Origin of the sequence: Sphingomonas sp. Leaf10, from assembly GCF_001421245.1 — a bacterium.
Classification (GTDB): domain Bacteria; phylum Pseudomonadota; class Alphaproteobacteria; order Sphingomonadales; family Sphingomonadaceae; genus Sphingomonas.
The window spans coordinates 21106-30536 of the sequence record NZ_LMKE01000034.1; the positions used below are offsets into that span (position 1 = coordinate 21106).

The following is a 9431-nucleotide window of genomic DNA, read 5'->3' on the forward strand; positions in this document are numbered from 1 at the left end:
TTGTCAGGGAGGGGAGAAGATTCGATCGCCTCAGCTGCCGGGATTGCCGACCGATCCGCCCGAACCGCTGGTCGTCGTGCCGTCGGTCGGGCCGGTCGGCGATCCGGTGACCGCCGGCGGGGTGGTCGCGGGCGGAGTCGGCGTGCCGGCGGGGTTGAGCGACGCTTCGGGCGTGTCCTCGGCCGGTTCGACGGTTACCGTGCCGACCGGCGGCGGGGCGGGATCGGCGTATTTGACCGGGATCGGCTTGGGCGGCGGCGGGCTCTTGTCCTTGATGAGGTCATAGGCGCGCTGATACCAGTCGGTGCCCGGATAGTTGGCGCCGAGTACCGCCGCCGACTTCTTCGCCTCTTCGGGCACGCCCAGCGCCAGATAGGTTTCGGTCAGGCGCATCAGCGCCTCGGGCGCGTGGGTCGTCGTCTGATACTGGTCGATGACCGCGCGGAAGCGCATCGCCGCGCCCAGCCACTGGCCGCGCTGCTGATAGAAGCGGCCGATCTCCATCTCCTTGCCCGCGAGGTGATCGCGCACGAGGTCGAGCTTCAGCCGGGCGTCGGCGGCATAGGGCGTGTTGGGATAGCGGCGCGACAATTCGCCCAGCGCGTCCATCGCCTGCATCGTGATCTTCTGGTCGCGCGTCACGTCGCTGATCTGCTCGTAATAGGAGAGCGCGATCAGATAATAGGCATAGGGCGCGTCGCGGTTGCCCGGATGGACCGACAGGAAGCGCTGCGCCCCGGCGATCGCCTTGGTATAGTCGCCGTCGAGATAATAGCTGAACGCGCCCATCAGCTGCGCGCGGCGCGCCCAGATCGAATAGGGGTGCTGGCGCTCCACCTCGTCGAACAGGGCGGCGGCGACCTTGTATTGCTGGCGGTCGAGCCTGCTCTTGGCGGCGGTGTAGAGCGTGCCCACGTCGCGGGCGACATAGGGCAGATCGCGGCCGGCCCCCGCGCCGCCACGGGCACAGGCGGAAAGGCCGACGCCGGCGAGAGCGACGAGGATGAGCGCGGATGCGCGGGTCGATACGGTACGCATGGGCGACGCTTCTACTGCGCAAGGGGTATCGCGAACAGTCCCTTTCGCTTGGGGGGTAAGGGGTAGCGCTAACCATGGGTTTCGCGCATGGGAGCCGCGACCTGTCCAACGCCCAATCGGAGTGCGTTCATGCCCGTCACCAAGCTCGAAATGCACCGCGTCGAAAAACCATGGGGGCGCCACAGCCTCGGCTTCGGTTTCGAAGACCAGCCGGCGGACCGCGATCCGGTCGGCGAAATCTGGTACAAGACGCCGGGCGACGACACCCCCGACCTGCTGGTCAAGTACCTCTTCACGTCCGAAAAACTGTCGGTGCAGGTCCATCCCGACGATCGTCAGGCACAGGCGCGCGGGCTGCCGCGCGGCAAGGACGAATGCTGGACGCTGCTGGCCGCCGAACCCGATTCGACGATCGCGCTGGGCACGCTGGAGCCGATGACCGCCGAACAGCTGCGCGATGCGGCGCTGGACGGGTCGATCGAGGCGAAGCTCGACTGGAAGCCGGTGAAGGCGGGCGATTTTTTTTATGCGAAGTCGGGCACGGTCCATGCGATCGGGGCCGGCATCACGCTGATCGAGATCCAGCAGAATTCGGAAACGACGTATCGGCTGTACGATTATGGTCGTCCGCGCGAACTGCATCTGGAAGACGGCGTCGCGGTGTCGGATGCGCGGCCGTTCGTGGCACCCGAGGCGCCGGGCAAGATCGCCGAGGATCGCAGCATCCTGGTCGACGGGCCGAAATTCGTGCTGGAACGCTGGAGCGGCGGCGAACGCGCGGTGACGGTGCCGGCGGGGGTCAAGGGCTGGTTCGTGCCGATCACCGGCTCAGGGAACGCCGATGGCGTCGCGTGGAGCGCGGGCGACTGCCTGACCTTCGAAGGGCAAGTTACCGTCCGGTCGGGCGAAGATGCCGATCTGCTGTTCGCCTATCCGGGCGAAAAATATAGCTGACCCAAAAGTGAACGGAACGTAGTTTTCCGTTCACGCAACTTGGATCGGGGCACGCCGTTCTACTTGCCATCCTCACGGAGTGGAGAAGTACAATGCGTACCCCGATCCTTGCCGCGCTGGTCGCGGCGATTGCCCTGCCGACCATGGCCGCCGCACCGGCGATGGCGCAGACCCCGCGCCAGGAATATCGCGAAGACATCCGTGACGCGCGTCGCGATTACCGCCGCGATGTCCGCCGCGCCGATGACCGCCGCGACCTGCGCCGTGCCGACCGCGACTATAATCGCGACGTGCGCGAGGCGCGCCGCGACCTGGGCCAGAACCAGCGCGATTGGCGCGGCTATCGCAATTATGACTATAACCGGTTCGAACCGGGGCGGAATCGCTACTTCGCCGACCGCTATTATCGCGACGGCCAATATTACCGGACCCGCGCGCTGAGCCGCAACGACCGCGTCTATCGCGGGCAGGACAACCGCTATTATTGCCGGCGTAGCGACGGCACGACCGGCCTGATTATCGGTGGCCTGGGCGGCGGCGTGCTCGGCAATGTGATTGCGGGCGGCGATTCGCGACTGCTCGGCACGCTGATCGGCGGCGGTGCGGGTGCGCTGCTCGGCCGGTCGGTCGATCGCGGGCAGGTGGTCTGCCGCTGATCGCCTAGCGGGTAGCCGGGGCGGTGTTGCGCCGCCCCGGCCGGCCACCGATGACATAGACGGCGAGGCCGGCCCAGATCAGGCCGAAGCAGGCGAACCGGGTCGGCGTCAGCGTTTCGCCGAACACCGCGATCGCCAGCACGAATTGCAGCGACGGCGCGATGAATTGCAGCATGCCCATCGTCGCCAGCCGCAGTCGGCGCGCGGCGGCGGAGAAGAGCAGCAGCGGGGCGGTGGTGACCGCACCGGCCAGCACCAGCATACCCGCCATGCCGGCCCCGGCTTCGAACGCCAGCGGCTGCCTGGCTCCCAGCCACAACAGATAGCCGAGGGCGACCGGGGCGAGCAGCGTGGTTTCGACCATCAACCCTTCGAGCGCGCCGACCGACACCGTCTTGCGGATCAGGCCGTACAGCGCAAAGCTGATCGCGAGGCTGAGGCTGATGCCGAGCGCGACCCACGACGATCCGAACGCGAACAGCGCCACCCCCGCCCCGGCCAGCGCGACCGCGATTGCCTGCGTCCGGTTCATGCGTTCGCCGAGCAGGACGACGCCGAGCAGGACGTTGAGCAGCGGGTTCAGGAAATAGGCGAGGCTGGCGGCCAGCACCTGTCCGTGCAGCACCGCCCAGACATAGACCAGCCAGTTGATCGCGATGAAGCCGGCGCTGGCGATCAGGTTGGCCAGCGCCTTCGGATTGGTAAACGCCGCGCGCAGCTGTGCCCCCCGACGTGCGGCAATGACGATGCCGGCGACCAGCAGCGCCGACCACAGCACGCGCTGCGCGACGATCTCGCCCGCGTCGATCGACCCCAGCAACCGGAAATACAGGGGCAGCAAACCCCACAGGACATAGGCGCCGACGCCGAACGCCAGCCCCTGCCGGTCCGCCCCCTCGCTCATGTCGTCAGATCAGGCCGCCGGTCAGGAAGAGGCGCAGGCCGCTGACGATCAGGATGATGATGTTCAAGTTGCGACCCGATGTCTTCGACGACAAAAGTCCGACGACGAAGCCGACCAGAGCGATCGGGAACACGATCCAGTTCATCAGCGAGATGACGGGGATCAATGCCGGGATGGCCAGCACCAGCGCGACGAGGCCGATCAGGATCGAGAATATGTTCAGCATGGGACAGGACATGGCCCCCCGCCCGCGATCGAGCAATGGCAGCAATGGTTTTTTACGGTACGACGGAATCTTAAGGCGGATGTCCATAGGATCGCCGCCGACTGTCCACCGGAGCCGTCCGACGATGATTCGTGCCCTGCCCTTCGCGATCCTGTTGCTGCTGGGCGGATGCGGCGGCGGAGGCGCGCCCGACAACGGCCTCGACACGCTCGACGCGCAACTGACCCGGGCGAACGCGACCGATCCGGCGGTGACGGCTGCGCTGCAGGACCAGATCATGGTCGATCCGACGCTGACGTCACAGGCCAATGGCGACGCGGTGCGCCCGCCCGACCGGCCGTACAGCGCCGCCGCCCCGGCCCCGACGGTCGCGGCGGGCAGCGCGGCACCGGAGGAAGCGCTGCAATCCGCCCCCGCGCCCGGCGCCTGTCCGTCGTGCAAGGGCGGGCGCGAGGCGCTGACGCTGGGCGAACTTGCCAGCGTGCAGCGCGGCGGCAACCGGCAATGCGCGACCAAGGTCGGCTATTCGGCGGGATGGGCCAATCGCCTGCCCGCCGCCTTCGCGCTGCATCCCGATGCGCGCGTCACCGAAGCGGCGGGGACCGATGCCGATGGCTGCCGGTTGCGGGTGGTCAGCTTCGCGATCGCGCAGCCGGTCGGGCGGATGGTCGACTGGTTCTACACCCGTGCGACCAAGGGCGGCTATTCGGCCGAGCACCAGGCCGATGGCGATCAGCATGTGCTGGGCGGTACGCGCGGCAACGCCGCCTATGCGGTGTTCCTGTCGCCCGAGGGGCAGGGCACGTCGGTCGACCTGGTCGTCGACGGCGGCTGACCTTTACGCGCGTCGGTCGGCTCCCCATGTCGTTACGCAGGGGGAACCATGCTGATCGTCGCTTTCACGTTTATCGCCTGCATCGTCATCCTGCGGCTATGGCCCGACCTGCCGCTGGCGCAGGTGCTGGCAAGGGTGCTGGTCGTCCCGGTGGCAAAGCGCCTGGCGAAGCTGACGCCGGGGCATTGGCTGCTGTTCGCCATCGTGTCGGCAGCGGCGGGGACGGTGTTGTGGATGGGCGGCGACATGATCGTCGTGTCGGCGATGGGCGCGCCCGAACTGGCCGGAGTGCTGGCGATGATCGATATCGCGGCGTATCTCGATGCGATGCTGGCGGCGTTCGCGGTGGCCGGCGCGGTGCGGGGTACGGCGGTGCGGCTGTGGGTTGCGCGACTGCTGCCGCGTGGTCGCAGCCGGCGGACGCGGCGGGTACGCACCCTGCGCAAGCCGGCGAATGATGACGAACCGGCGGGGGTCTGGCTGGCGGCGGCCTGATCGACCCGTCGCCAACCCGCGCCGGGGCGAGCTAGACCGCGCTCATCCCCAGCGTGCCGCGGCGGTGTCGTCGCTTTCCCGCGCTTCGACCCAGCGCGCTTCGCCGCCGCGCCGCTCGCGCTTCCAGAACGGCGCGCCGGTCTTCAGCCGGTCGATCAGAAACGCACACGCCTCCAGCGCCGCACCGCGATGGCGCGCGGTGGTGGCGACGAACACCACCCGGTCGCCCGGCACCATTGGTCCCACCCGGTGCACGACCACCGCCTTCGCCAGCGACCACCGCGCCACCGCTTCGTCGCACAGCGCCTCCAGCGCGCGTTCGGTGGCACCCGGATAATGTTCGAGCGCCAGTTCGGTCACCCCGTCGTCGCCGCGCACCAGCCCGGTGAAGGTCGCCACCGCCCCGGCATCCTCGGCCTCGGCCAGCGCGAATTCCGCCGCCAGATCGATCGGCGCTTCCTGTACGACGACGCGGATCATCCGCCGGTCACCGGGGGAAAGAGAGCGATCTCGCGCGCGCCGGCAAGTGGCGTGTCGAGGGCCACGAACGCCTGATCGACCGCCGCGCGCAGCCGTTCGCGGTTTTCGAACGCCACCGCATAGCCGCCGCCGCGCGCGGCCAGCCAGTCGACCAGTCCGGCGACCGTCGTCACGTCGGCCGGCGGGTCGACGCGTTCGCCGCCCTGCCCGATCGCCTCGCGCACCCACGCGAAATAGAGGATATCGATCGGCATCAGCTGTCCATATGCTTCAGACCGACGCGCAGATAGTCCCAGCCGGTGATCGCGGTCAGCACCGCCGCGCCCCACAGGCACACCAGCCCGGTGATGTGCACGAACGGATAGGCGGGGACGGCCCCGGCGAGGATCAGCGCGCCGAACGCGACCAGTTGCAGCGTCGTCTTCCACTTGGCGAGCTTCGACACCGGCAACGATACCTGGATCCCGGCGAGGAACTCGCGCAGGCCCGACACCGCGATTTCCCGCAGCAGGATGACGAGCGCGGCGATCAGGTGGATACCGGTGATGATCGCCACGTCGTGCCGCGTGCCGACCAGCATCAGGATGACGGCGGCGACCATGATCTTGTCGGCAATGGGGTCTAGGAATACGCCCAGCTTCGACACCGTTCCCTGCGCCCGCGCGAGGTAACCATCGAAATAATCGGTGATTCCCATCAGGCAGTAGAGCGCGAAGGCGATCGCATAGCCCGCCTCCCACATCGGCCACCACAGGAACGCGACCAGCAGCGGCACCGCCAGAATACGCGACAGCGTCAGGATATTGGGAAGCGTCAACACGCTGCGCGGTCTAGCACCGCGGCGCCCCCCGGCGAAAGCGGCAATCGGCGATTGAACCGGGCGGTTCGGCTCGGCTACACCCCCGCGACACCCTGCGGGGACATAATTAGGTCGCTGTTCGAATGATAAATGCGCTGGGGTTGCTCAAGCAGCGCCGTTTCCTGCCGCTGTTCGTCACCCAGTTTCTGGGCGCGTTCAACGACAATCTGTTCAAGCACGCGATGGTGCTGTTCGCGACCTACCAGCTGTTCAAGGACCCGGCGAGCGAACAGAATTTCAATGCGCTGGCGACCGGCCTCGCCATCCTGCCCTTCGTGTTGCTCTCGGCGTTGTCGGGGCAGCTCGCGGACACGCACGACAAGGCGCGGATCATCCGCATCGTCAAGACCGCCGAGATCGGCATCATGCTCTATGGCGCGGCGGGGATGCTGATCGCGCGCACCGGCTATGTCACGACCGGCGTGGTGATGATGCTCAGCGCCGTCGTGATGCTGGGCGTCCATTCGACATTTTTCGGGCCGATCAAATACGCGATCCTGCCACAGCATCTGGAGGATCATCAGGTGCTGGGCGGCACCGGTCTGATCGAGGCGGCGACGTATCTGTCGGTGTTGACCGGCACGATCGTCGCGGGGTGGATCAGCGTCGAATGGGCGGCGGGACTGGTGGTCGTGGTGGCGCTGATCGGCTGGGTCACCGGGCGCTTCGTGCCGCCGGCGCCGCGCAGCGGCCCCGAACTGACCATCAACTTCAATCCGCTGACGTCGTCATGGCACCTGATCGCCGCGACGATGCATATCCGCCGCCTGTTCCTCGCCATCCTGTCGATCAGCTTCTTCTGGACGATCGGGTCGGTGCTGATCGTGATCTTTCCGGTGCTGGTGAAGAATATCCTGACCGCCGATCAACAGGTCGCGTCGCTGACCATCGCCATCTTTTCGATCGGGGTCGCGATCGGATCGGTCATCATCAACGCGTTGCTGAAAGGACAGATTTCGGCGCGCTATTCGCCGGCATCGGTGATCGCGATGGCGGTGTGCGTGCTGGCCTTCGCGTTCGAGGCGCGCAACTGGGTGCCGGCGCCCGGCGACACGCTCTACGGGGTCGTCGATTTCGTGACCCATCCGCAATCGCTGCTGCTGCTCGCCACGCTCGCGCTGATCGCGATCTTCGGCGGCATGTTCGTGGTGCCGCTCTATGCGTTCCTGACCACCACCGTGACCAAGGACCAGACCGCGCGGACGGTGGCGGCGAACAATGTCGTCAACTGCGCATCGATGACGGTCGGCGCGATCGGCGTGATCCTGCTGACCAAGGTCGGGTTGGGGCCGACCGACATGTTGCTGATCGTCGCCGGTATGTGCCTGATCTCAGCATGGCTCGCCGCGCGGCTGAACAAGGCGTGCAAGGACGGCTGCCCCGCATAAGCGTCAGAGCAGAAACGTATAGAAGCAGATGAAGAAGGCGGTGAAGCTGACCGCGAACAGCTTCAGGTCGCTGTCGTCGCTCGACACGGGCAGGCTCGCCATCCTGGGCAGGCTGGCGCGGAAGGGGTGACGGCGCGGGGGGACGGGCTGCGGTTTCATCATCACCGCCTTAACGTTTCGTTTACGAATTCGCCCAAGGTCAATCGCGTCCCGCCGGTCCGAAAGCGGGACGCGCGGTACAGGCCCTACCCCGCCGCCGCCACCGTCCGGTCGAGATGCAGATAGGCCGGGGTGAACGACGCCACCTGACACAGCCGGTCGAGGTCGAGGATCGTCAGCGACCGCCCCGCCCATTCGATCAGCCGTTCGCGGCGCAATTCCTGCACCATTCGGTTGACATGCACCGGCGTCAGGCCGGTCGCCTCCGCCAGATCGGCCTGGGTCAGCGGGAATTCGCAGGTACGCGCCGGACAGCGCCCGACCAGCCGCAGCCGGAAATACACTTCGCAGAACAGTAGCGCGATCCGCTCGCGCGCCGAGCGCAGCCCCAGGCTGGCGATCCATTCGCGGTGCGTGCCGAACGCGACATGGTCGTTCCACCACAGCGCCCGTGCGATCGCGGCATGGTCGTCGGCCAGCGCGCTCAGCACGTCGGGCACCACCTCCGCCACCGTCATCGCCGTGAGCGCGCCGATGCCATGGTCCATCCGCCCGACCACCTGCACATGCGAATCGAACAGGTCGCCCGGCAACAGCAGCGACAGCAATTGCCGCCGTCCGTCGGGCAGTTGCCGATAGCGGCACCCCCATCCCTCCAGCACGAAATGCACGAATCGCGGCACCTCGCCTTCCGACACGATGTCGCGGCGCGGCGCGATGCTCCGCTGACGCTGATCGAGCAGGTCGTCGATCAAGACGCGGTCTGCGGCGTGTAATCCGGAATATGCGAACAGTCGCGAACGATACCGCAGCGCTTGGCCCCCTGTCATAGGGTTTTCAGCTAGCGGCTGTTGCTGCTCCGTTCGCTATACTGGTTTAATCGCGCGGATTTCTTACACATTTTGCAACGCGTTTGCAGCGTCGCGCCCGTACACGGCATACCGTCGCCGAAACCGGCAGGTACAGGCAACAAAAAACCCCGCATCGCTGCGGGGCCATTTGGAAATGGTGGAGCCGAGGGGGATCGAACCCCTGACCTCTGCAATGCCATTGCAGCGCTCTCCCAGCTGAGCTACGGCCCCGTCCATTTTGCGAAGCCGCTGCTGGTCGGCGGCCTCGCTTCCCCTTGCGGGGAGGAGCGCCCTCTATGCGGAGGGCGCCGGTTTGGCAAGCGCCTTTTGCGCCCGCCGCCCCAAAAAGATCAACGCTCGGCTTCGTTGTCCTCGTCGGACGTGTCGACGCCCAGATCGTCGTCGCCGCCCAGATCGACATCGTCGTCGGCCGAAGGCTCGTCGTCGCCCTCAATGTCCAGATCGTCGCCCAGATCGGCGTCCTTCGTGCCTTCCTTCTCGACCTTTACCTGCTCGAACGGCAGCGGCTGCTTCGACTTCAAGATCGGTTCGGGGTTCCAGTGCACGCCGCAATTGATGCAGGTGA

General features: G+C 66.9%; 14 protein-coding genes and 1 tRNA gene. 5 read left to right on the plus strand and 10 right to left on the minus strand.

The window, feature by feature from the left end:
- Positions 1-30 precede the first annotated feature (30 nt).
- The gene (locus ASE59_RS17855; RefSeq protein ID WP_056459610.1) at positions 31-1038 is read right to left on the minus strand and encodes an outer membrane protein assembly factor BamD; all 1008 of its coding nucleotides are present in this window, start codon (positions 1036-1038) and stop codon (positions 31-33) included.
- Between the two features lie 129 nt (positions 1039-1167).
- Here ASE59_RS17855 and ASE59_RS17860 point away from each other — a divergent pair, with 129 nt between their 5' ends.
- Positions 1168-1992 (plus strand): class I mannose-6-phosphate isomerase, encoded by an 825-nt coding sequence (locus ASE59_RS17860; RefSeq protein WP_056459613.1) that lies wholly within the window; start codon positions 1168-1170, stop codon positions 1990-1992.
- 92 nt (positions 1993-2084) lie between these two features.
- Positions 2085-2648: a glycine zipper 2TM domain-containing protein gene (locus ASE59_RS17865; protein ID WP_056459615.1), complete on the plus strand. Its 564-nt coding sequence runs from the start codon at positions 2085-2087 to the stop codon at positions 2646-2648.
- Positions 2649-2652: 4 nt separating this feature from the next.
- Here ASE59_RS17865 and rarD read toward each other — a convergent pair whose 3' ends face one another.
- Positions 2653-3552 carry an EamA family transporter RarD gene (gene rarD / locus ASE59_RS17870; RefSeq protein WP_056459618.1) on the minus strand — a complete coding sequence of 300 codons (900 nt, stop codon included), beginning with the start codon at positions 3550-3552 and terminating at the stop codon, positions 2653-2655.
- A gap of 4 nt (positions 3553-3556) precedes the next feature.
- Positions 3557-3778, minus strand: coding sequence for a hypothetical protein (locus tag ASE59_RS17875; RefSeq protein WP_056459621.1), 222 nt, complete (start codon positions 3776-3778; stop codon positions 3557-3559).
- Between the two features lie 124 nt (positions 3779-3902).
- On the opposite strand from ASE59_RS17875, the gene ASE59_RS17880 reads away from it, so the two are divergent.
- Together ASE59_RS17880 and ASE59_RS17885 are read left to right on the plus strand one after the other, a co-directional pair.
- Positions 3903-4613, plus strand: coding sequence for a hypothetical protein (locus tag ASE59_RS17880; RefSeq protein ID WP_056459624.1), 711 nt, complete (start codon positions 3903-3905; stop codon positions 4611-4613).
- Between the two features lie 48 nt (positions 4614-4661).
- The gene (locus ASE59_RS17885; RefSeq protein ID WP_056459627.1) at positions 4662-5108 is read left to right on the plus strand and encodes a hypothetical protein; all 447 of its coding nucleotides are present in this window, start codon (positions 4662-4664) and stop codon (positions 5106-5108) included.
- Between the two features lie 42 nt (positions 5109-5150).
- Here the strand turns inward: ASE59_RS17885 and ASE59_RS17890 are convergent, their stop codons facing one another.
- From ASE59_RS17890 to pgsA, 3 genes are read right to left on the minus strand one after another with little or no spacing between them, the layout of a single operon-like run.
- On the minus strand, positions 5151-5588 hold the full coding sequence (locus ASE59_RS17890) for a molybdenum cofactor biosynthesis protein MoaE (RefSeq protein WP_056459630.1): 438 nt from the start codon (positions 5586-5588) through the stop codon (positions 5151-5153).
- Complete coding sequence (moaD, locus tag ASE59_RS17895; RefSeq protein ID WP_056459633.1) at positions 5585-5842, minus strand: molybdopterin converting factor subunit 1; 258 nt, start codon at positions 5840-5842, stop codon at positions 5585-5587. The genes ASE59_RS17890 and moaD overlap by 4 nt, the downstream gene beginning before the upstream one ends.
- Entirely contained in the window at positions 5842-6408 is a 567-nt protein-coding gene (gene pgsA / locus ASE59_RS17900) for a CDP-diacylglycerol--glycerol-3-phosphate 3-phosphatidyltransferase (RefSeq protein ID WP_056459636.1), read from the minus strand. The genes moaD and pgsA overlap by 1 nt, the downstream gene beginning before the upstream one ends.
- A 122-nt stretch (positions 6409-6530) precedes the next feature.
- Here pgsA and ASE59_RS17905 point away from each other — a divergent pair, with 122 nt between their 5' ends.
- Positions 6531-7835, plus strand: coding sequence for an MFS transporter (locus ASE59_RS17905; RefSeq protein WP_056459638.1), 1305 nt, complete (start codon positions 6531-6533; stop codon positions 7833-7835).
- A 3-nt stretch (positions 7836-7838) separates the two neighbouring features.
- On the opposite strand, the gene ASE59_RS20135 is transcribed toward ASE59_RS17905, so the two are convergent.
- From ASE59_RS20135 to ASE59_RS20825, 4 genes are all read right to left on the minus strand, one after another.
- Positions 7839-7994: a hypothetical protein gene (locus ASE59_RS20135; protein WP_162235338.1), complete on the minus strand. Its 156-nt coding sequence runs from the start codon at positions 7992-7994 to the stop codon at positions 7839-7841.
- Between the two features lie 86 nt (positions 7995-8080).
- On the minus strand, positions 8081-8749 hold the full coding sequence (locus ASE59_RS17910; protein WP_162235339.1) for a Crp/Fnr family transcriptional regulator: 669 nt from the start codon (positions 8747-8749) through the stop codon (positions 8081-8083).
- Between the two features lie 251 nt (positions 8750-9000).
- Positions 9001-9076: transfer RNA gene (locus ASE59_RS17915), tRNA-Ala, on the minus strand.
- Between the two features lie 119 nt (positions 9077-9195).
- On the minus strand, positions 9196-9431 hold a 236-nt coding region (locus ASE59_RS20825; RefSeq protein ID WP_235515836.1), incomplete at its 5' end, for an FYDLN acid domain-containing protein.

What these genes read in the sequence shown, in the direction of transcription:
- ASE59_RS20135 (WP_162235338.1), bottom strand. Translation starts at nt 7,994, where the DNA reads ATGAAACCGCAGCCCGTCCCCCCGCGCCGTCACCCCTTCCGCGCCAGC.
- ASE59_RS17890 (WP_056459630.1), bottom strand. Translation starts at nt 5,588, where the DNA reads ATGATCCGCGTCGTCGTACAGGAAGCGCCGATCGATCTGGCGGCGGAA.
- ASE59_RS17875 (WP_056459621.1), bottom strand. Translation starts at nt 3,778, where the DNA reads ATGCTGAACATATTCTCGATCCTGATCGGCCTCGTCGCGCTGGTGCTG.
- ASE59_RS17855 (WP_056459610.1), bottom strand. Translation starts at nt 1,038, where the DNA reads ATGCGTACCGTATCGACCCGCGCATCCGCGCTCATCCTCGTCGCTCTC.
- rarD (WP_056459618.1), bottom strand. Translation starts at nt 3,552, where the DNA reads ATGAGCGAGGGGGCGGACCGGCAGGGGCTGGCGTTCGGCGTCGGCGCC.
- ASE59_RS17905 (WP_056459638.1), top strand. Translation starts at nt 6,531, where the DNA reads ATGATAAATGCGCTGGGGTTGCTCAAGCAGCGCCGTTTCCTGCCGCTG.
- ASE59_RS17885 (WP_056459627.1), top strand. Translation starts at nt 4,662, where the DNA reads ATGCTGATCGTCGCTTTCACGTTTATCGCCTGCATCGTCATCCTGCGG.
- moaD (WP_056459633.1), bottom strand. Translation starts at nt 5,842, where the DNA reads ATGCCGATCGATATCCTCTATTTCGCGTGGGTGCGCGAGGCGATCGGG.
- ASE59_RS17860 (WP_056459613.1), top strand. Translation starts at nt 1,168, where the DNA reads ATGCCCGTCACCAAGCTCGAAATGCACCGCGTCGAAAAACCATGGGGG.
- ASE59_RS17865 (WP_056459615.1), top strand. Translation starts at nt 2,085, where the DNA reads ATGCGTACCCCGATCCTTGCCGCGCTGGTCGCGGCGATTGCCCTGCCG.
- ASE59_RS17880 (WP_056459624.1), top strand. Translation starts at nt 3,903, where the DNA reads ATGATTCGTGCCCTGCCCTTCGCGATCCTGTTGCTGCTGGGCGGATGC.